Source organism: Rhodoferax sp. GW822-FHT02A01 (assembly GCF_038784515.1).
In the GTDB taxonomy this organism is placed as follows: domain Bacteria; phylum Pseudomonadota; class Gammaproteobacteria; order Burkholderiales; family Burkholderiaceae_C; genus Allorhodoferax.
Genome location: NZ_CP152376.1, coordinates 4,509,675 through 4,529,114, shown reverse-complemented (window position 1 = coordinate 4,529,114; position 19,440 = coordinate 4,509,675). Strand labels below are relative to the sequence as shown.

The following is a 19,440-nucleotide window of genomic DNA, read 5'->3' as shown; positions in this document are numbered from 1 at the left end:
ACCGGCTGGCTGATCGCACTGGCCGTGGTGGTGTGTGTAGCCATGGTGCTGCTGGGCCTGTGCATTGGCAGCGCCGGGTTTGAGAACACCGTAGGTACTTTGTGGGGTTCGCAGTCCGGTGAGGTGGAGCGTGCCATGGCTCACCAGATCGTCTGGGACATCCGCATGCCGCGCACCGTGGGGGCACTGGCTGCAGGTGCCTTGCTGGGCCTGGCCGGGGCGCTGGCGCAAGGCCTGTTTCGCAACCCGCTGGCTGATCCCTATCTGTTGGGCAGCGCATCCGGCGCCTCGCTGGGCGTGGCCCTGGCCCTGGCCAGCATGGGCGGCGCAGCGGGCATGGTGGGCGGCAGCATGATGAGTGACGGCGGTGGCGCCGTCAGCGTGTTTTCCAGCAGCATCTGGGTGCGCCTGGGCCTGACCGGTGCCGCATTTGGTGGCGCCGTGGCAGCGGTGTTGCTGACGCTGGCGCTGGCGCGCGGTGTGCAGCACACGCTGCGCTTGCTGCTGGCCGGTGTGATCGTGGGTGTGGTGCTGGGGGCGGTGACTTCGCTGGTGTTGCTGTTTTCGCCGGACTCCCTGCAGGCCATGCAGGCATTTCTGCTGGGCTCCACCAGTTTCATTGGCTGGCCGTCCTGCTTTTTGATGACGGGGATTTGGGTGGTTTGTGTAGTCGCGGCCTGGGCCCTGGCGCGGGTACTGGATGGCCTGAGCCTGGGCGAGACGACTGCGCACACGCTGGGTTTGCCCATTGGCCCGTTGCGCGCTGCGCTGGTGGCAGTGCTGGCGTTGGCCACCGGCACTGCGGTGGCCCAGACCGGGCTGATTGCCTTTGTAGGTCTGGCCGCTCCACATCTGGTACGCGCCATGGTCAAGGTGCCGCACCGCCAGCTCATGCTGCTGGCCAGCGCCATGGGGGCGGTGCTGCTGGGAGGTGCCGACCTGTTGGCACGCTGGCTGATTGCCCCGCAAGAGCTGCCCGTGGGCGCATTGACCGCAGTGTTGGGCGGCGGCTATTTGCTGTGGCTGATGCACCGGGGCAGTGGCAGCCATGCGCTGGGAGGTCGTAGCGCATGAAGCAAACCGTTACCAGAGCACCCGCCATAGACACCGGCGTGGCACTGAGCGCCCATGGGCTCAACGCAAGCCTGGGTGGCCGGGCTGTGCTGCACGACATTGACCTGGACATTGCGCAAGGCCAATGGACCAGCATCCTGGGGCCCAACGGCGCGGGCAAGTCCACCTTGCTCAAGGCCTTGGCAGGCGTGTTGCCGCACCAGGGCACAGTGTCGCTGCTGGGCCGACCGATACAGCAGGTGCACCACCGTTTGCGTGCGCAGCAGCTTGCCTGGCTGGGGCAGAACGAATCCAGTGCCGATGACCTCACAGTGTGGGATGTGGTCATGCTGGGCCGCCTGCCGCACCAGGCCTGGCTGGCACCGCCCAGCGACGAAGACCGCGCGGCGGTGGAGCGCGCCCTGCGCTACACCCAGGCCTGGGACTGGCGCCATCGCGCCCTGGGCCAGCTCTCGGGCGGAGAGCGCCAGCGCGTGCTGTTGGCCCGGGCTCTGGCCGTGGAAGCCCAGGTGCTGCTCATGGATGAACCATTGGCCAATCTGGACCCGCCGCACCAGGCCGATTGGCTCTGCGTCGTGGAGGCTTTGCTGGCCCACGGCACGACGGTGGTGAGTGTGCTGCACGAGATCACCATTGCCCTGCATGCCAACCGGCTGGTGGTGATGCGCGATGGGCGTGTGACCCACCATGGCGCCACGGCCGACCCGGATACCCACCGCGCTCTGTGCGCGGCGTTTGACAACCGCATCGCCATCCATGCCCTGAACGGGCAATGGGTGTCATTGCCCCAACTGATACGCCAGGATAGCCATGGAAATTGAAACCCCGCCCACCGAGAAGCCCTACGAAAAAGCCGAGGGCGAACGCCGCGGCATCGTCATCGTCAACACCGGCGACGGCAAGGGCAAGAGCACCGCGGCCTTCGGGCTGGCACTGCGTGCGCATGGCCGCGGCAAGCCCGTCAAGATATTCCAGTTCATGAAAGTGCCCAGTGCCCGCTTTGGCGAGCACCGCATGTTCGAGCAGCTAGGTATTCCCATCGAGGGCCTGGGCGACGGCTTCAGTTGGAAGAGCCAGGACCTGGAGCGCTCTGGGCAATTGGCGCGCGACGGCTGGGCCAAGGCGCGCGCTGCCATTCTGGGGGGCGACTACTTCATGGTGACGCTCGACGAAATCACCTATCCGTTGATCTATGGCTGGATGCCGCTGGACGACGTGCTGGAAACCCTGCGCAACCGCCCAGCCCATGTGCACGTGGTGCTGACCGGCCGCCGCTGCCCGCCTGAGATCGTGGCGCTGGCCGATACCGTGACCGAGATGACCCTGGTCAAGCACGCCTTCCAGGCCGGCATTCCCGCACAACGCGGCATTGAAGACTGATGCCATGAGCACCGCCGCCGCTTCCAATGCCGTTGCCGCTGCGGACTTCTCTGCGGCAGAGCGCAGTGCGGTGTACCGCGCCATCTTTGAGCGGCGTGACATGCGGCACTTTGCTGGTGGCACAGTGGCGCCGGACATCATGCGCCGATTACTCACTGCGGCACACCACGCGCCCAGCGTGGGCTTCATGCAGCCCTGGCGCTTTGTGCGCCTGTCGGACGCCGCTGTGCGCGAGCAGGTGCACGCATTGGTGGAGGCCGAGCGGCTGCAAACCGCGCGCGCATTGGGCGAGCGGGAAGAGGCCTTCATGCGCCTGAAGGTGGAAGGCATGCGCGACGCGGCCGAAGTCTGGGCCGTGGCCCTGGCCGACGGGCGCGATGCCCACGTATTCGGGCGGCGCACGCTGCCGCAGATGGATCTGGCCTCGGCCGCCTGTGCCATCCAGAACCTCTGGCTGGCTGCGCGGGCCGAAGGCCTGGGCGTGGGTTGGGTTTCCTTGTTCGACCCTTTGGCGTTGGCCAGGCTGCTGGGCATGCCCGACGGTGCCGAGCCGATTGCCTTGCTGTGCATTGGCCCGGTGCATGCGTTCTACGAAGAGCCCATGCTGCAACAGGAGCGCTGGGCCAAGCGCTGTGCGCTGGACGATCTGCTCTTCGAGAACCGCTGGGGCACCGCGTTACAAACCCCGCCGCCGGCGGACGGCCCCGAGGATCCTGCGCCATGACTGGCCTGACATTGGTGACGGCTGTTCTGCTGGCCCTGGCGATTGACCACCGTTTGGGCGAGCCGCCGGTGCGCTGGCATCCGGTGGTCTGGATAGGCAATTACCTTTCGGCTGCTGGAACCTGGCTGCAGCGCCACGCGCAACAGGACCCGCAACGCAGGGACTACCGGGCTCTGCTTCTGGGCAGCATGGTCTGGCTGGCCGGTGCGGTGCTCGTGAGCGTAGTAGCCTGGGCGCTGCAAAGCGCGTTGCTGATGCTGCCATGGTGGGCCGCCGCACTGGGGTTGGGCGTGCTACTCAAGCCCTTGCTGGCCTGGGCCATGCTCAAGCGCGAAGTGCTGTCGGTTGAGAACGCGCTGGCGCAGTCACTGGCTACCGGACGGGAACGTTTGAGTTGGTTGGTCAGCCGCGATGTCACCGTGCTCAATGGCAGTCAGGTACGCGAGAGCGCCATCGAGACGCTGGCCGAGAATTTCAGCGACTCGGTGGTGGCGCCCCTGTTCTGGTTTGTGCTGCTGGGCTTGCCCGGTGCGGCCCTGTACCGCTTTGCCAATACCGCCGATGCCATGTGGGGCTACCCCGGCGTATACAAGGGCCGCAACTGGGCCTGGGCTGGCAAGTGGGCGGCACGGGCAGACGATGTGCTCAACTGGGTGCCCGCACGTATCACGGCGGGCCTGCTGTTGCTGGCCAGTGGCGTCAAAGGGCTGCGAGTAGCCGTGCAACTGCCGCAGGAGGCGGGCCGCACCGCATCGCCCAACAGTGGCTGGCCCATGGCGGCCATGGCACTGGTGCTGGGCGTGGGGCTGCACAAGCCCGGCGTCTATGGCCTGAATCCGCAAGGTCGCGCACCTGCCGCCGCCGATACCCATGCCGCGGTGCGCACCGGCAACCTGGCCTTGGTGCTGTTGCTGCTGAGCCTGATGGTCATGGCGTTGGTCGGGTTGGCTTGGCACAGTGTTTTGGCCGGGCTGAGCGTGGGCGGCGTCGCTAGTGGAGGCATGCGAGCATGAACATACCGCCCCGTATGCATGGTGGAACCGACGCGCTGGGTGCTGCGCCGTTCGACTTTTCCACCAACAGCAATGGCTGCGGCCCTTGTCCGATGGCGTTGGAAGCGGTTCAGGCAGCAGACGCCAGCCGCTATCCGGACCCACATTACACGCAGCTGCGTCAGCGATTGGGGCGCTTCCATGGCGTGGAGTCCGAGCGCGTGGTGCTGGCGACCAGTGCCAGCGAATTCATTTTTCGGTTCACGGCCTGGATGAAGCAGGGTGGCACAACCGCCGTCTGGATTCCGGCCACGGCATATGGCGACTACGCGCATGCCGCCAATGCATGGGGCATGCATCGTTGCACGCATCCACACGAGGCAGAACTGCTGTGGGCTTGCGAGCCGTCCAGCCCGTTGGGTCAGGCGCACGCGCCGTGGCCCGCATGGCTGATCGAGGGGCATCAGGCCTCGCAGCATCTGGTGCTGGACTGTGCCTATGCGCCGCTGCGTCTGTCCGGATCACCCAGCCTGACAGAAACCCAGCGCGAGCAGGTCTGGCAGCTGTACTCCCCGAACAAAGCGCTTGCGCTGACCGGTGTGCGCGCCGCCTACGCCATTGCGCCGCTGCACGCACTGCAGGCTGTGTGCCAGCTCGATGCCCTGGCGCCGTCTTGGCCGGTGGGCGCGCACGGGGTGGCGATGCTACAGGCCTGGACGCAGGACGCCACCCAAGACTGGCTGCGCCAGAGTTTGGTCACCCTGCGTGCCTGGAAGGTTGCTCAGCTGCAGTTGCTGCAAGACCTGGGCTGGCAATGCCTGCCCAGCAATACCAATTTCTTTTGTGCCGTGCCGCCTGTTGGCACGGAGCTGAATGCGCTGCTGGACCAACTGCGCGCGCAGGGTATCAAGCTGCGCGACGCGGCCTCTCTGGGCTTGCCCGGCCACGTGCGCATCAGCGTGCAAGGGGCGGAGGCGCAGCGGGTCTTGGCCAATGCCCTTACTGCCCTACAACCCACCATGGAGGTCACGCAATGACCGCTCGTTGCATCATGGTGCTAGGTACCACCAGCGGCGCCGGCAAAAGCTGGCTGACCACGGCGCTGTGCCGTTACTACCAACGTCAAGGTCTGAAAGTCGCGCCCTTCAAGGCCCAGAACATGAGCAACAACGCAAGAGTTGTAGGCCCCCACGCTCCGCCGCTGCGCGGGTCGCTGCCCCCCGAGGGGGCCGCGTTTGGCCTTGGGGCGGCCCGGCGGCCAAACCAAGTTGCGCTTGAGAACATGGGTGGCGAGATTGGCAGTGCCCAGTACTTCCAGGCGTTGGCCGCACGAGCCGTGCCGGACGTGCGCATGAACCCCTTGCTGCTCAAGCCCGAGCATGACACCCACAGCCAGGTGGTGCTGATGGGGCAGGTGAACGAGGAGCTTTCGCGCATGCCTTGGCGCGGGCGCAGCGCCAGCGTGTGGCCGGTGATCGCCCAGGCGCTGGACGCGCTTTGCGCCGACAACGATGTGGTGGTGATCGAGGGTGCCGGTTCGCCCGCCGAGATCAATCTCTCCAGCAGCGACATCGTCAACATGCGGGTGGCGGTGCATACCAACGCCGCCTGTCTGCTGGTCACCGACATTGACCGTGGCGGCGCCTTCGCCCATCTGTACGGCACCTGGGCCCTGCTGCCCGAGAACGAACGCCATTTGATCAAGGGCTTTGTGCTCAACAAGTTCCGGGGCGACGTCGGCCTGCTGGCACCGGCACCGCAGATGCTACAGGACCTTACCGGAGTACCGACAGTGGCCACATTGCCCATGTGGTGGCAGCACGGCCTCCCGGAAGAGGATGGTGTCTTTGACATGACCCCCACGCTCGGCGCTGCCGCGTCCTCGCTGCCCCCCAAGGGGGCCCTCGCGGCTCGGGGCGGCCCAGCGCCGCTCACGCCATTCACGCGGGTGGCCGTCATCGCCTACCCGCGCATCAGCAACCTGGACGAGTTCCAGCCTCTCAAGAACGTGCCTGGCGTGCGCCTGCAGTGGGTGCGCAGCCCGTCCGAACTGGTGGGGCTGCGTCCTGCGGACTGGATCATCCTGCCGGGTTCCAAGAACACCAGCGGCGACTTGGCCTGGCTGCGCGCGCACGGGCTGGATGCCGCCGTGGCCCACCATGCAGGGCAGGGCGGGGCGGTGCTGGGCATTTGTGGCGGCCTGCAGATGCTGGGCGAGTCGCTGATCGACCCGCACGGCATCGATGGCAATGCGCCCGGCCTGGGGCTGCTGCCGCTGGTGACCGTGTTCGAGGTCGACAAGACGGTTTGCCGTACCAACGCACGCTTTACAGATGCTCTGGCCGACGTGGAAGGGCCGTGGGCCTCGCTGGCCGGTGTGGAGGTGTCCGGTTACGAAATCCATCACGGGCAGACCCAACCCCACGCCGCCATGCGGGCCGCCGGCAATGTGGCAACCGAAGTGATGCCGGGTGGTCTGGCATGGCTGAACCCGCAGGGCAATGTGCTGGGCCTGTACCTGCACGGCCTGCTGGAGGACGCGGCCGCCTTGCAGGCCCTGTTTGGCAGCCACCTGGACAAGCCGGTGCCCACGCTGGACACGGTGTTCGACGGGCTGGCCGACTTCATCGAGAACAACTTTGCGCCCGGCGTGCTGCAATCCCTGCTGCGCTGAGCTTTCCCTTCTTTATTCACCTCTTTCACACCGGAGACCTTCATGCACAATCCCTTGCCCCAACTCAGCAACATCCAGAATGACGCGCTCACCCAGAGCCTGCAACACACGCTGGACAACAAGACCAAACCCCTGGGCTCGCTCGGACGTCTGGAAACTTTGGCCCTGAAGATCGGCCAGATCCTGGGCACCGAGCAACCCGTGCTGACCGCGCCGCAGATGGTGGTGTTCGCAGGTGACCACGGCCTGACCGCGCGCGGCGTGTCGGCCTTTCCCAGTGACGTGACGTGGCAGATGGTGGAGAACTTCCTGGCCGGTGGCGCTGCGGTCAGCGTGCTGTCCAAGCAGAATGGCATCGCGCTCACTGTGGTGGATTGCGGCGTTAAGCACGATTTCCTGGCGGGTCTGCCCGCGGGTGCTACGCGCCCTGGTCTGCAGGTACGCAAGGTGGCCGGTGCCGAATCCGGAACGGCTGACTCTTCCGCTGGCCCGGCCATGACGGCCGAGCAATGCACGGCGGCTCTGGAGCAGGGCATGGAACTGGTCAAAGGCTTGCCGGGTAATGCCTTGCTGCTGGGGGAGATGGGCATCGGCAATACCTCCGCCGCGTCGCTGATCCTCGCGCGCCTGGCTGGCCTGGATATCGAAGTCTGCACCGGTGCGGGTACCGGTCTGGACGCGCCCGCGGTGCAACGCAAGACGGCGGTGCTGCGCGAAGTGCTGCAAAAGCATGCCCACGCGAAGGCGCCGCTGGACGTGCTCGCAACCATGGGCGGCTTCGAGATCGCCACCATGGTGGGCGCGGTGATGCAAGCCGCCACCGAGCGCCGCGTGATTGTTGTGGATGGCTTCATTGCCACCAGCGCGGTGGTGGTGGCCAACGCCTTGCAGCCACTGGTGCTGCAGCGCTGCGTGTTTGCGCACCGCTCGGGCGAGCGTGGCCACGAATTCATGCTGCAGCATCTGGGCGCCCACGCCTTGCTGGACCTGGGCCTGCGCCTGGGTGAGGGCTCCGGCGCTGCTTTGGCCTGGCCGCTGTTGCAGTCCGCCTGCACCATCCTGCGCGACATGGCCAGTTTTGCGTCGGCCGGTGTGTCGGAAAAGTCGGACGATCCAGTGAAGGTCTGAAACACTTGCGCCCATCACCCGTTAGCCCATGAGCTTTCTGCGCAACTACCTGCTGGCCCTGCAGTTCTTCACTCGCATACCGGTGACCGGGCGGCTGGCTGCGTGGGTGGGTTACAGCCCGCAAATGCTGCGTGCCAGTGCCGCGCATTTTCCGGGCGTGGGCTGGATGGTGGGCGCACTGGTGACGGTGCTGCAACTGGCATTGTTCATGGGGTTGCCGGTGGGTGGTTATTCGCCACTGGTGGTCGCCGCACTGGGTACCGCCTTTGGCATTCTGTTGACCGGCGCGTTCCACGAAGACGGTCTGGCCGATGTGGCCGACGGCTTGGGTGGTAGCTATCAGCGCGAGCGTTCGCTGGAGATCATGAAGGACTCGCGCGTGGGCGCTTTTGGCGCCATTGCCATCGCCATGGTGCTGCTGACCAAGGTTGCGCTGGTGGCCGAGCTGGCGTTCCTGGGGCCCGTTGTGCTCGCCGCAGTGCCGTTCCTGGCGCACGTGGTGTCGCGTACCTGGCCTTTGCTCACCATCCGGCTGTTGCCACACGTGGGCGATACGGCCCAATCCAAGTCCAAGCCGCTGGCCGAGCAAATCACCCGGCAAGCCTTGCAGGTAGCAACGGTATGGTGTGTGTTGGCTTTTGCGTTGGTGGCCGCAGTTTTGGGTCTGGGGCCGGTGATGCTACGCACCCTGGGCGGCGCACTGCTGGCAAGTGCCCTGGGTTTCGCCTGGATGCACAGGTTGTTTGCCCGCCGTCTGCAGGGTTTTACCGGTGATTGCCTGGGCGCCATCCAGCAGGTTTGCGAGCTGGCGTTTTACCTGGGCTTTCTGCTGGCCTGGGGGGCGCGGGCGTGAGCCTGTGGCTGGTGCGCCATGGCAAGCCCCTGGTGGCGCCGGGAACCTGCTACGGCATGCTGGATCTGGACGCCGAACCCGCGGCAACGCACGCGGCGGCAGTGGCTTTGGCCGAGGTGGTGCCGCGCAATGCGGTGGTGCTGAGTTCGCCGCTCAGGCGCTGCCTGCAGCTGGCGCACAGCCTGAAGCAGCTCCGGTCGGACTTGCCTGCAGAGCAGGAGTCGCGTTTGCGTGAAATGGATTTCGGCGACTGGGAAGGCGTGGCCTGGGACACTATTCCCCGTGCCGCCGTGGATGCATGGACGGCAGACTTTGCATGCCACCGGTTCGGCGGAAAGGAGTCTGCCAACGAAGTGCTGGCGCGTGTTGCCGAGGTCTGGGATAGCTCTCTTGCATTGCAGGCAAGCCAGGGCCGCGATGTGGTGTGGATCACCCATGCCGGTGTGGCGCAGGCGACCACGCTGATTGCACGCGGGATGCGTGCAGTTACGCGGTCCGAGGATTGGCCTTTGCTCGGGCTGCAATACGGTGCCTGGCTGAAGTTTTAGCGCAGGTAGGTTCGACGCATACCGTGGCCGGTTTCAGGTGGGCGCAGGCGTCTTGGGCTTGAAGTCGCACACGGCGCTCACTGCACATTGCCAGCACAGCGGCTTGCGTGCCTGGCAGATGTAGCGGCCGTGCAGGATCAGCCAGTGGTGGGCATCCACCAGATACGGTTTGGGGATGCGCTTGAGCAGTTTTTCTTCCACTTCCAGCGGCGTCTTGCCGGGTGCCAGGCCGGTGCGGTTGCCCAGGCGAAACAGGTGCGTGTCCACCGCCATGGTGGGCTCGCCAAAAGCCACGTTCAGTACCACATTGGCCGTCTTGCGACCCACACCCGGCAGGCTTTGCAGTTCCTCACGCGTGCGTGGCACCTCGCCATGGAACTGGTCCACCAGAATGCGGCAGGTTTGCATCAGGTGATTGGCCTTGCTGCGGTACAGGCCGATGGTCTTGATGTAGCCCTCCAGCCCGTCCTGCCCCAGGTCCAGAATTTTCTGCGGGGTGTTGGCCACCGCAAACAACTTGCGCGTGGCCTTGTTGACGCCCACGTCGGTGGCCTGGGCCGACAGCAGGACGGCGGTCAGCAGCTCGAAGACGGAGGCAAATTCCAGCTCGGTTTGTGGGTGCGGATTGGCGGCTTGGAGCGTGGCGAAAAAGGTTTCAATGGAAGCAGGGTTCATATCAGCTGACGTTAACAAACTTTTCCCGATCCGGAAAACTTGCGCGCATCCAGCGGATGTCCAGCTCCAGCGCTGCGATCACATCCCATGGCAGTGTTTCTATGGAATCCGGGCTGGCGTCCTGGGTTTCGGCCAGCAGCCCCGCCAGATGAATCACCGCCCCTAGTCGAGAGAAGCCGTCTTCCGCCATAGGGTCTGCCGCATGTCTGAGACCCTGCACGATTTGGGGCGGAAAGTTCCAGTGTGCGGCCATTTCGGCGGTGATTTGCCCTTCGGTAAAGCCCAGCAGGTGTTGTTCGCGCTGCCAGCGCACACCCGGTATCACCGGCAGCGCTTCGATCGCTTGCAGGATATCGGGCTCTGCCTGCGCAATCAGCAACTGCCCCAGTCGCAGCATCATGCCGGTGAGCCAGCCGGTGGGCGCCGGAATGCCCGCAGGTGGCGCAAGCCACTGGGCATAGCCTGCGCAGTGCATGGCCGACGTCCAGAAGCGGTGGCGATCCAGTCCTGCAAACTCATGGATGGACGAGCTCAGACTGGCACCGATGGCCAGGCTGCCCACCCGCTCCAAGCCAACCAGCGTGACCGCGTCCTCCAGCAGGCCGACGCTGCGTGGCAGGCCAAACTGGCTGCTGTTGGCCAGTTTGAGAAGCCGCGCAGCGATGGCCGGCTCTTTCGAAATCACCGTACAGATATCGTCCATGGTCGCGCGCTCGTTGCTTAGCATGCTTATCAGGTCGACGGTGACCGGTGACAGTACGGGCAGCCGTACACCTGCAAAAAAAGATTCGAGATCTGCCACGGCGGTTCCTGGAGTTTTCAAAGGACAATCTTAGGGTATTTACCCCAAAAACCATCTGTAGAGACGCTATGCAATTCGCTGAAAGACTGAACAACGTAGAGACTTCCGCTATCCGTGAGCTGTTCAAACTGTTGGGAAAGCCGGGAATCATCAGTTTTGCTGGAGGGTTTCCGGACAGCACCATGTTCGACGTGGAAGGCATTCGCGAAGCCACCAACCTGGCCCTCACCGAAGAGCCCGGGCCTGCCCTGCAATATGGCGCGACCGAGGGCTACCAGCCGCTGCGTGAGCAGCTTGCCACTTTCATGCAGAGCAAAGGCGCACAGGACGTGGCATCCGAGCAGTTGATCGTTACCACCGGCAGCCAGCAGGCGCTGGATCTGCTGGGCAAGACCATGATCAGCCCCGGCGACAAGGTGATTGTGGAAGGCCCCACCTTCCTGGCCACCATCCAGTGTTTCCGCCTGTACGGCGCACAACTCATCAGTGCCCCGGTGGACGGCAACGGCGTGCAGACCGACACGCTGGAGCAACTCATCGCCGAGCACCGCCCCAAGCTGGTGTACCTGATTCCCACCTTCGGCAACCCCAGCGGCGCCATGCTGAGCCTGGAGCGCCGCAAGCGCGTGCTGGAGCTGGCGGTGAAGTACCAGACCCTGATTGTGGAAGATGACCCCTACGGTGACCTCTACTTTGGCGAGGCGCCGCCGCCCAGCATGCTGGCGCTGAGCAGCCAGGTACCCGGCAGCCGCGAACTGCTGGCCCACTGCGGATCGCTCAGCAAGGTGCTCAGCCCGGGGCTGCGTGTGGGCTGGCTGATTGCGCCGCCCGAGCTATTGGCCAAGGCCACCATGTGCAAACAGTTCAGCGATGCGGCCACCAGCACCTTTGCCCAGGCCACGGCGGCGCAGTACCTCAAGGCCGGGCGCATGCCGGGTACGCTGGCACATGTCCGCAAGGTGTATGCCGAGCGCGCATTGGCCATGGGCAACGCTTTGCGCAAGGATCTGGGCGAAGCTATCACCTTCGTGCAGCCGCAGGGCGGGCTGTTCGTGTGGGCCCGGCTGACCGGCGCCAATGGCAAGGTCTGTGATGGCAATGCGTTTGCCAAGCGCGCCATCGACAAGGGCGTGGCCTTTGTGCCTGGAGCTCCGTTCTACGCGGCCAATCCGGACCTGGCCACGCTGCGCCTGAGTTTTGCCACGGCCGATGTGGCGCGCATCGAAGAGGGCGTGGCGCGGCTGGCGCAGGCCCTGTAACTGGGTGTTGTTTGTTGGCGCTACACCCGTAACGGGTTGCTTGGCGCACCAAAGGGTTTTTGTAAATCAGGTCCAATCGAGGCTATGAAAAAGCAAATCAAGATCGACTTTGTGTCCGACGTATCCTGCCCCTGGTGCGCCATTGGCCTGCAGTCCCTGCAGACTGCGCTCAAGGAACTCGATGGTGAGCTGGATGCCAGCCTGACGTTTCAGCCTTTTGAGCTCAACCCTCAGATGGACCCAGAGGGTGAGGACATCCTGGAACACCTGAGCCACAAATACGGCTCTACGCCCGAGCAGATGGCCGCAGCCCAGGAGAACATCCGTGCACGTGGTGAGGCACTGGGCTTCACTTTCAACATGGGCAAGCGCAGCCGCATCTACAACACCTTCAACGCGCACCGCTTGCTGCACTGGGCCGAGCTGGAAGGCAAGCAGGTTGCCCTGAAGAATGCGCTGTTCAAGGCCTATTTCACCGAGGGCGAAAACCCCAGCGACAACGCCTTGCTGGTGCGTGTGGCAGCCTCCGTTGGTCTGGATGCCACCCGGGCGCAGTCCATTCTGGGCAGTGACGAGTTCGCCGACGAGGTGCGGGAGCAGGAGCAGTTCTACCAGCAGAGCGGCATCCACTCGGTGCCAGCCATCATCCTCAACGACCGGCATCTGATTTCCGGCGGCCAGCCGCCGGAGGTGTTTGCGAAGGCCCTGCGCCAGATCGCGGAGATCTAACGCAATACTGTCAGCAGGCGGTCCAGGCCGCCGCTGTTGATGGCCACGTTGGCCTTCTCGCGCACGGCCGGTTTGGCGTGATATGCCACGGACAGGCCGGCCACGCCCATCATGGGCAGGTCGTTGGCACCGTCCCCCATGGCGATGATTTGGCGGGGCTCCACGCCGATCAAAGTCGCCACTTCCAGCAGCGTGCGGCGTTTTTCATTGCCGTCGCAGATGTCCCCCCAGGGCTGATCCACCATGCGGCCGGTCAGCACTCCGCAACTGGGGCCAGCCTCCACCTCCAGCACATTCGAGCGGGCGAAGTCGATGCCCAGGCGCTCACGGATGCGGTCGGTGAAAAAGGTAAATCCGCCGGACACCAGCAGCACCTTAAGGCCCGCAGCCTTGCAGGCGGCCACCAGTTCGGCGGCACCGGGATTGAGCTGCAGGCGCCGCGTGTACACCTCTTCCATGTGGGCCACTGTCACACCCTTGAGCAGGGCCACGCGCTTGCGCAGGCTTTCCTTGTAGTCGGCAATCTCACCGCGCATGGCGGCCTCGGTGATGGCGGCTACTTCGGCCTTGCGCCCGGCGGCATCGGCGATTTCGTCCACGCACTCGATGTTGATGAGGGTGGAGTCCATGTCAAAGGCAATGAGCTTGAAGTCCTTCAGGCGCAATGGCGGGGTAATGCCCTGGGTGACCAGGCCGGGTTCGATTTCTGCGGGAGTTGTCATGGTTTATTGGGGGCGTAATGCTCAGGCTGCGACGGATTTGGTATTGGGCTGGCCCAGGCTGCGCAGGATGTCGCGCACCATCTGGGCGCGGTCCTTCACCTCGGGCAGGTTGCGCTCGATGCGCAGCTTCTCGTTGCCGGCCAGCTTGATGTGCTTGTTCTTCTGGATCAGCTCGATGATGCGTAGCGGCTCGATCGGCGGGTCTTTCTTGAAGGTGATGGTGATCACGCCCGGTGCGGCGTCCACCTTGACCACGCCGTAGGGCTTGGCGATCACGCGCAGGCGGTGCACGTCAATCAATGTCTGCGCCTGCGCCGGCAGCTTGCCGAAGCGGTCCACGATCTCTTCGAGCAGGGCGTCGATCTGGTCGGTGTTCTTGGCGGTGGCCAGCTTCTTGTAGAACGACAGGCGCAGGTGCACATCGCCGCAGTATTCGTCGGGCAACAGCGCCGGGGCGTGCAGGTTGATTTCGGTGTTGACGTTGAGCGGGCTCAGCAGGTCGGGCTCGATGCCAGCCTTGAGGCAGCGCACCGCCTCGGACAGCATCTCGTTGTAGAGCTGAAAGCCCACCTCCAGCATATTGCCGCTCTGGTTTTCGCCCAGTACCTCGCCGGCACCACGGATCTCCAGGTCGTGCATGGCCAGATAGAAGCCGCTGCCCAGCTCTTCCATCTGCTGGATGGCGTCCAGCCGTTGCTGGGCCTGCTTGGTCAGGCCTTCGATGTCGGGCACCATCAGATAGGCATAGGCCTGGTGGTGGCTGCGACCCACGCGACCCCGCAGCTGATGCAGCTGCGCCAGGCCGAACTTGTCGGCTCGGCTCATGACGATGGTGTTGGCGGTGGGCACGTCGATGCCGGTCTCGATGATGGTGGAGCACAGCAGCAGGTTGCTGCGCTGGGCAATGAAGTCGCGCATCACGGCTTCGAGCTGGCGTTCAGGCATCTGGCCGTGGGCCACGGCAATGCGGGCTTCGGGCAACAACTCTTCGAGCTTGGCGCGGCGGTTCTCAATGGTCTCCACCTCGTTGTGCAGGAAGTAGACCTGGCCGCCGCGCTTGAGCTCACGCAGCACGGCCTCGCGGATCACGCCGTTGCCCTCGGTGCGTACAAAGGTCTTGATCGCCAGGCGGCGTTGCGGCGCGGTGGCAATCACGGAAAGGTCGCGCAGGCCTTCCAGCGCCATGCCCAGCGTACGCGGGATGGGCGTGGCGGTGAGGGTCAGCACGTCCACCTCGGCGCGCAGCGCCTTCATGGCCTCCTTGTGGCGCACACCAAAGCGATGCTCCTCGTCGATGATGAGCAGGCCCAGGTCCTTGAAGTGGGTCTTTTCGCTGAGCAGCTTGTGCGTGCCCACGACGATGTCGATGGTGCCGTCGGCCACGCCCTTGAGCGCGGCGGTGATTTCCTTGGCCGAGCGGAAGCGGCTCATCTCCGCAATCTTCACCGGCCATTTGCTGAAGCGGTCCACCAGCGTCTGGTAGTGCTGTTCGGCCAGCAGGGTCGTGGGGGCCAGAAAGGCCACCTGCCTGCCGCCCGTCACAGCCACAAAAGCGGCACGCAGGGCAACCTCAGTTTTGCCAAAGCCCACGTCACCACACACGAGGCGGTCCATGGGGCGCGGGCTGATCATGTCCTGGATGACGGCGTGGATGGCGGCCTTCTGGTCGGCGGTTTCCTCGAAGCCGAAGTCGTTGGCAAAGGCCTCGTAGTCGGTGGGCGAATAGCGGAAGGCGTGGCCCTCGCGTGCGGCGCGGCGGGCATAGATGTTGAGCAGTTCGGCCGCAGAGTCGCGCACCTGTTCGGCGGCCTTGCGCTTGGCTTTTTCCCACTGGCCGGAACCCAGCTTGTGCAAGGGCGCCTCATCGGCGCTCACGCCGGTGTAGCGGCTGATCAGTTGCAACTGGCTCACCGGCACATACAGCGTGGCCTTGTCGGCGTACTCCAGGTGCAGGAACTCCTGCAGCTCCGGTTCGCCTTGGGCATTCTTATTGCCCATATCCATGTTGACCAAGCCCCGGTAGCGGCCAATGCCATGCGATGAATGCACCACCGGGTCGCCCAGGTTCAGCTCGGAGAGGTCTTTGATCAGCGCCTCGACGTCACTGACCTGTTCCTGCTTCTTGCGTCTGCGCGTGGCGGGGCCGGCGGCAAACAGCTCGGTCTCGGTGATCAGGTCCACGCCGGCTTCGAGCCAGCCAAAGCCCACGGTCAGCGCGGCGGTGGCAATGCCCCACTTTTCGCTGCTGTGGACAAACTCCTCCAGCGAATCGAAGGCGGGCGGATTGATCTGCGAGGCGCGCAGGAAGTCCAGCAGGCTTTCGCGCCGGCCATCGCTTTCGGCCAGAACCAGCATGCGCTGCTGGGTATTGCGGGCGTAGTCCTTGAGCTTGACCAGCGGGTCTTCGGTGCCACGTAGCGCGGCCATGGGGGGCAGGGCGCTGATGTCGACAAAAGCGCCGGCGGTGTCCTCGGGCGACGCGGCTTTGATGGCCAGTTGCGCATGGCCGTTGCACAGTGCATAGAACTGCTCGGTACCCAGGAACAGACTCTCGGGCGGCAAGGCCGGGCGCTCGGGGTCACCCTGCACCAGGCGGAAGCGGTCCTTGGTGTCCTGCCAGAAACGCTGGAAGGCGGACTCCAGATCGCCATGCAGCACCACGGTGGCGTCGCCACCCACGTAGTCGAACACGGTGGCGGTGTGCTCGAAGAACAGCGGCAGGTAGTACTCGATACCGGCGGTGGCAACGCCGTTGCCCATGTCCTTGTAGATGCGGCTCTTGGTCGGGTCACCTTCCAGCAGCTCGCGCCAACGGCTGCGAAAGCGCGCGCGCGCGTCGTCATCCATGGGGAATTCGCGCCCGGGCAGCAGGCGGATTTCGGGCACCGGGTACAGGCTGCGCTGGCTGTCGGGGTCGAAGGTGCGGATGCTGTCGATCTCGTCGTCGAACAGGTCCACCCGGTAGGGCACGGGCGAACCCATGGGGAAGAGGTCGATCAGGCCGCCACGCACCGCATATTCACCGGGGCTCACGACCTGGGTCACGTGGCTGTAGCCGGCGAGCGTGAGCTGGGCCTTGAGGCGGGCCTCGTCGAGCTTTTGCTTGACCTTGAATTCAAAGGTGTAGCCCGCCAGAAAGCTGGGCGGCGCCAGGCGGTACAGGGCCGTGGTGGCCGGCACGATGATCACATCGGCGCCAGTCTCCTTGTTGCGCTGGGAAATGCGCCACAGGGTGGCCAGCCGCTCGCTGATCAGGTCCTGGTGCGGCGAGAAGGTGTCGTAGGGCAGCGTCTCCCAGTCAGGAAACAGCGCGCAGCGCAATGTGGGCGCGAAGAAGGCAATTTCATCGAGCAGGCGCTGTGCATCCGTGGCGTCGGACGTGATGATGGCCAGCGGCTTGCCGCTCCCTTTTTCACGTTCGCCCAGGCGGGCCAGGAGGAGTGCGTCAGCAGAACCCGCAGGGCGGGGCAGGGTGTAGCGTTTGCCGCTGGAGAGTTTGGGTAAATCCATGGATGGCATCGATTTTAGAATGGGGCGGTACTCTGTAGCCCTCCATGCCCCAAACACCCTTGCAAACCTCCGACACTTTTTCTTCGCAAACCGCTGCGGAACACGACCGTTTATGGGCCCTGATTCCCTGCGCCGGTAATGGTTCGCGTTCGGGTGCACAAGGCCCCAAGCAGTACCAGTCGGTGGCGGGCAAGCCCATGGTGATGCATACGCTGGCTGCGTTTGCAGGGGTGGCGCGGCTGGCAGGCACGTTGGTGGTGGTGTCCGCTGGAGATGGTTTCTTTGAAAAATCCAACGTGCCAGTCCAGGTGAGCGCTTGCGGTGGAGCCACGCGAGCGCAAACCGTGGCCAATGGTCTGCATGCTTTGCTGCAGCAAGGTGCTTCCCCTCAGGATTGGGTGCTGGTCCACGATGCTGCGCGTTGCCTGGTCACCGCAGAGCAGATCAATGCCCTGATCGACGCCTGCCTGCTGGATGCGGTGGGGGGGCTGCTGGCACTGCCGTTGCCCGACACGCTCAAGCAGGGCAGCCAGGGTCGCGTGGCATGCACCCTGGAGCGTAGCGACAAGTGGCTGGCGCAGACACCGCAGATGTTTCGCATCGGCGCCCTGCAGGCCGCGCTGGCGGCGGTTGGCGATGCAGTCACCGATGAGTCCAGCGCCATGGAAGCCATGGGCCAAAGCCCTTTGCTGGTACACGGCTCAGCGCAAAATTTCAAGGTCACTTATCCGCAGGACTTTGCTTTGGCCGAAAGCGTGCTGCTGTCGCGCCGGAACTGAAGCCGCCCCTGTTTTGGCACGGCAGAAAGACTGTCTGACGGTTTTCTGACGCTTGCGAAAGCTATCGGGTTTGTCCTAGGCGGGGAAAAAAGTTTCGTCGGCACCATACGCCGCATGACGACAGACTGCATTCTCCAGACGCAAAAGCTCAGCAAGGAGTTCAAAGGCTTCGTGGCCGTGGACAAGGTGGACCTGTCGGTGCGCCGCGGCAGCATCCATGCGCTGATCGGGCCCAATGGCGCGGGCAAGACCACTTGCTTCAACTTGCTGACCAAGTTCATCAAACCCACATCGGGCGTGATTCTGTTCAACGGGCAGGACATCACGCAAGATGCGCCGGCGCAGATTGCGCGCCGCGGCATCATCCGCTCCTTTCAGATTTCGGCCGTGTTTCCGCACCTGAGCGTGCTTGAGAACGTGCGGGTGGCACTGCAGCGCAAGCTGGGGACGTCCTTTCATTTCTGGAAGCCGGAGAGCTCGCTGCACGGGCTTAACGACCAGGCCATGGAGCTGTTGAATGCTGTTGATCTGGAACCCTATGCAGACACGCTCACCGTTGAACTCTCCTATGGTCGCAAGCGTGCGCTGGAGATTGCCACCACATTGGCCATGGACCCCGAGCTGATGCTGCTCGATGAGCCTACGCAAGGCATGGGCCTGGAGGATGTGGACCGTATCCGCCAGCTCATCAAGAAGGTCTCCACCAACCGCACGATTCTGATGGTGGAGCACAACATGAGCGTGGTTTCCAGCATTGCCGACACCATCACGGTGCTGCAGCGCGGCGCCACGCTGGCGGAAGGACCGTACGCCGAAGTGTCCAAGAACCCCGCAGTGATTGAGGCCTACATGGGCAGCGCCAACACCGAACTGGTGGGGGCCCACTGATATGAGCAAATTTCTTGAAATCCGTGATCTGCATGCCTGGTATGGCGAATCGCATGTATTGCATGGCGTCAACTTCGATGTGAACGAGGGCGAAGTGGTCACCCTGCTGGGCCGCAACGGTGCGGGACGTACCAGCACCATGCGCGCCATCATGGGCCTCACAGGCAGCCGCAAGGGCTCCATCAAGGTCCATGGCAAGGAAACCATTGGCGCATCCACCCACGCCATTGCGCGGCTGGGCATAGGCTATTGCCCCGAAGAACGCGGCATCTTCTCCAGCCTGTCCACCGAGGAAAACCTGCTGTTGCCGCCCGAGCTGTCCAAAGGCGGTATGAGCGTGCAGGAGATCTACACCATGTTCCCCAATTTGCAGGAGCGCGCCAACAGTCAGGGCACGCGCCTTTCCGGCGGCGAGCAACAGATGCTGGCAGTGGCCCGCATTCTGCGCACCGGAGCGCGCCTGTTGCTGTTGGACGAAATATCCGAAGGCCTTGCGCCGGTGATCGTGCAGAAGCTCGGTGAGATGGTCAAGATGCTGCGCACCAAGGGTTACACCATCGTCATGGTGGAGCAGAACTTCCGTTTCGCCGCGCCGCTGGCCGACCGCTTCATGGTCATGGAGCATGGCGAGATTCAGCAGGAATTCACACAGGCCCAACTGCCTGAGCGTATGGCCCAGTTACACGAGTACCTGGGTGTTTGA

The 19,440-nt window shown here is 64.2% G+C and carries 19 protein-coding genes; 15 read left to right on the top strand and 4 right to left on the bottom strand.

The window, feature by feature from the left end; all coding sequences use genetic code 11:
• The first annotated feature begins 42 nt into the window (after positions 1 to 42).
• From AAGF34_RS21470 to AAGF34_RS21425, 10 genes are read left to right on the top strand one after another with little or no spacing between them, the layout of a single operon-like run.
• The gene (locus tag AAGF34_RS21470; RefSeq protein WP_342621152.1) at positions 43 to 1,074 is read left to right on the top strand and encodes an iron ABC transporter permease; all 1,032 of its coding nucleotides are present in this window, start codon (positions 43 to 45) and stop codon (positions 1,072 to 1,074) included.
• Positions 1,071 to 1,895 (top strand): ABC transporter ATP-binding protein, encoded by an 825-nt coding sequence (locus AAGF34_RS21465; RefSeq protein ID WP_342617743.1) that lies wholly within the window; start codon positions 1,071 to 1,073, stop codon positions 1,893 to 1,895. Before AAGF34_RS21470 ends, AAGF34_RS21465 begins: the two co-directional genes overlap by 4 nt.
• Complete coding sequence (cobO, locus tag AAGF34_RS21460; protein WP_342617742.1) at positions 1,885 to 2,454, top strand: cob(I)yrinic acid a,c-diamide adenosyltransferase; 570 nt, start codon at positions 1,885 to 1,887, stop codon at positions 2,452 to 2,454. The genes AAGF34_RS21465 and cobO overlap by 11 nt, the downstream gene beginning before the upstream one ends.
• Before the next feature lie 4 nt (positions 2,455 to 2,458).
• Positions 2,459 to 3,178: a 5,6-dimethylbenzimidazole synthase gene (bluB, locus tag AAGF34_RS21455; protein ID WP_342617741.1), complete on the top strand. Its 720-nt coding sequence runs from the start codon at positions 2,459 to 2,461 to the stop codon at positions 3,176 to 3,178.
• Positions 3,175 to 4,191, top strand: a complete 1,017-nt coding sequence (cbiB, locus tag AAGF34_RS21450) for an adenosylcobinamide-phosphate synthase CbiB (protein WP_342617740.1) — start codon at positions 3,175 to 3,177, stop codon at positions 4,189 to 4,191. Before bluB ends, cbiB begins: the two co-directional genes overlap by 4 nt.
• Positions 4,188 to 5,207: an aminotransferase class I/II-fold pyridoxal phosphate-dependent enzyme gene (locus tag AAGF34_RS21445; protein WP_342617739.1), complete on the top strand. Its 1,020-nt coding sequence runs from the start codon at positions 4,188 to 4,190 to the stop codon at positions 5,205 to 5,207. Before cbiB ends, AAGF34_RS21445 begins: the two co-directional genes overlap by 4 nt.
• On the top strand, positions 5,204 to 6,844 hold the full coding sequence (locus AAGF34_RS21440) for a cobyric acid synthase (RefSeq protein ID WP_342617738.1): 1,641 nt from the start codon (positions 5,204 to 5,206) through the stop codon (positions 6,842 to 6,844). The genes AAGF34_RS21445 and AAGF34_RS21440 overlap by 4 nt, the downstream gene beginning before the upstream one ends.
• 42 nt (positions 6,845 to 6,886) lie before the next feature.
• Positions 6,887 to 7,972 (top strand): nicotinate-nucleotide--dimethylbenzimidazole phosphoribosyltransferase, encoded by a 1,086-nt coding sequence (gene cobT / locus AAGF34_RS21435; protein WP_342617737.1) that lies wholly within the window; start codon positions 6,887 to 6,889, stop codon positions 7,970 to 7,972.
• Between the two features lie 28 nt (positions 7,973 to 8,000).
• Entirely contained in the window at positions 8,001 to 8,825 is an 825-nt protein-coding gene (locus AAGF34_RS21430) for an adenosylcobinamide-GDP ribazoletransferase (protein WP_342617736.1), read from the top strand.
• Complete coding sequence (locus AAGF34_RS21425) at positions 8,822 to 9,373, top strand: histidine phosphatase family protein (RefSeq protein ID WP_342617735.1); 552 nt, start codon at positions 8,822 to 8,824, stop codon at positions 9,371 to 9,373. The genes AAGF34_RS21430 and AAGF34_RS21425 overlap by 4 nt, the downstream gene beginning before the upstream one ends.
• A gap of 33 nt (positions 9,374 to 9,406) precedes the next feature.
• On the opposite strand, the gene nth is transcribed toward AAGF34_RS21425, so the two are convergent.
• Positions 9,407 to 10,048 carry an endonuclease III gene (gene nth, locus AAGF34_RS21420; RefSeq protein WP_342617734.1) on the bottom strand — a complete coding sequence of 214 codons (642 nt, stop codon included), beginning with the start codon at positions 10,046 to 10,048 and terminating at the stop codon, positions 9,407 to 9,409.
• Position 10,049: 1 nt separating this feature from the next.
• On the bottom strand, positions 10,050 to 10,850 hold the full coding sequence (locus AAGF34_RS21415) for an HDOD domain-containing protein (protein ID WP_342617733.1): 801 nt from the start codon (positions 10,848 to 10,850) through the stop codon (positions 10,050 to 10,052).
• A 68-nt stretch (positions 10,851 to 10,918) separates the two neighbouring features.
• On the opposite strand from AAGF34_RS21415, the gene AAGF34_RS21410 reads away from it, so the two are divergent.
• Together AAGF34_RS21410 and AAGF34_RS21405 are read left to right on the top strand one after the other, a co-directional pair.
• Positions 10,919 to 12,109, top strand: a complete 1,191-nt coding sequence (locus tag AAGF34_RS21410; RefSeq protein WP_342617732.1) for a PLP-dependent aminotransferase family protein — start codon at positions 10,919 to 10,921, stop codon at positions 12,107 to 12,109.
• An 84-nt stretch (positions 12,110 to 12,193) separates the two neighbouring features.
• Complete coding sequence (locus AAGF34_RS21405; RefSeq protein WP_342617731.1) at positions 12,194 to 12,838, top strand: DsbA family oxidoreductase; 645 nt, start codon at positions 12,194 to 12,196, stop codon at positions 12,836 to 12,838.
• Here the strand turns inward: AAGF34_RS21405 and serB are convergent.
• A complete protein-coding gene (gene serB / locus AAGF34_RS21400) occupies positions 12,835 to 13,560 on the bottom strand; it encodes a phosphoserine phosphatase SerB (RefSeq protein WP_342617730.1) in 726 nt (241 codons plus the stop codon). The two genes, AAGF34_RS21405 and serB, sit on opposite strands and share 4 nt — an antisense overlap.
• Positions 13,561 to 13,581: 21 nt before the next feature.
• Positions 13,582 to 17,070 carry a transcription-repair coupling factor gene (gene mfd / locus AAGF34_RS21395; protein ID WP_342617729.1) on the bottom strand — a complete coding sequence of 1,163 codons (3,489 nt, stop codon included), beginning with the start codon at positions 17,068 to 17,070 and terminating at the stop codon, positions 13,582 to 13,584.
• 44 nt (positions 17,071 to 17,114) lie between these two features.
• Between mfd and ispD the strand changes: the two genes are divergently transcribed.
• The 3 genes from ispD (at position 17,115) to AAGF34_RS21380 (ending at position 19,440) form a co-directional block, all read left to right on the top strand.
• Positions 17,115 to 17,849, top strand: coding sequence for a 2-C-methyl-D-erythritol 4-phosphate cytidylyltransferase (gene ispD, locus AAGF34_RS21390; RefSeq protein ID WP_342617728.1), 735 nt, complete (start codon positions 17,115 to 17,117; stop codon positions 17,847 to 17,849).
• Positions 17,850 to 17,963: 114 nt separating this feature from the next.
• Entirely contained in the window at positions 17,964 to 18,737 is a 774-nt protein-coding gene (locus tag AAGF34_RS21385) for an ABC transporter ATP-binding protein (protein ID WP_342617727.1), read from the top strand.
• Between the two features lies 1 nt (position 18,738).
• Positions 18,739 to 19,440: an ABC transporter ATP-binding protein gene (locus tag AAGF34_RS21380; protein ID WP_342617726.1), complete on the top strand. Its 702-nt coding sequence runs from the start codon at positions 18,739 to 18,741 to the stop codon at positions 19,438 to 19,440.

Coding starts and splice junctions, on each gene's coding strand:
- AAGF34_RS21470 (WP_342621152.1), top strand. CDS start 43: ATGGTGCTGCTGGGCCTGTGCATTGGCAGCGCCGGGTTTGAGAACACC.
- AAGF34_RS21465 (WP_342617743.1), top strand. CDS start 1,071: ATGAAGCAAACCGTTACCAGAGCACCCGCCATAGACACCGGCGTGGCA.
- cobO (WP_342617742.1), top strand. CDS start 1,885: ATGGAAATTGAAACCCCGCCCACCGAGAAGCCCTACGAAAAAGCCGAG.
- bluB (WP_342617741.1), top strand. CDS start 2,459: ATGAGCACCGCCGCCGCTTCCAATGCCGTTGCCGCTGCGGACTTCTCT.
- cbiB (WP_342617740.1), top strand. CDS start 3,175: ATGACTGGCCTGACATTGGTGACGGCTGTTCTGCTGGCCCTGGCGATT.
- AAGF34_RS21445 (WP_342617739.1), top strand. CDS start 4,188: ATGAACATACCGCCCCGTATGCATGGTGGAACCGACGCGCTGGGTGCT.
- AAGF34_RS21440 (WP_342617738.1), top strand. CDS start 5,204: ATGACCGCTCGTTGCATCATGGTGCTAGGTACCACCAGCGGCGCCGGC.
- cobT (WP_342617737.1), top strand. CDS start 6,887: ATGCACAATCCCTTGCCCCAACTCAGCAACATCCAGAATGACGCGCTC.
- AAGF34_RS21430 (WP_342617736.1), top strand. CDS start 8,001: ATGAGCTTTCTGCGCAACTACCTGCTGGCCCTGCAGTTCTTCACTCGC.
- nth (WP_342617734.1), bottom strand. CDS start 10,048: ATGAACCCTGCTTCCATTGAAACCTTTTTCGCCACGCTCCAAGCCGCC.
- AAGF34_RS21410 (WP_342617732.1), top strand. CDS start 10,919: ATGCAATTCGCTGAAAGACTGAACAACGTAGAGACTTCCGCTATCCGT.
- AAGF34_RS21405 (WP_342617731.1), top strand. CDS start 12,194: ATGAAAAAGCAAATCAAGATCGACTTTGTGTCCGACGTATCCTGCCCC.
- serB (WP_342617730.1), bottom strand. CDS start 13,560: ATGACAACTCCCGCAGAAATCGAACCCGGCCTGGTCACCCAGGGCATT.
- mfd (WP_342617729.1), bottom strand. CDS start 17,070: ATGGATTTACCCAAACTCTCCAGCGGCAAACGCTACACCCTGCCCCGC.
- ispD (WP_342617728.1), top strand. CDS start 17,115: ATGCCCCAAACACCCTTGCAAACCTCCGACACTTTTTCTTCGCAAACC.
- AAGF34_RS21385 (WP_342617727.1), top strand. CDS start 17,964: ATGACGACAGACTGCATTCTCCAGACGCAAAAGCTCAGCAAGGAGTTC.
- AAGF34_RS21380 (WP_342617726.1), top strand. CDS start 18,739: ATGAGCAAATTTCTTGAAATCCGTGATCTGCATGCCTGGTATGGCGAA.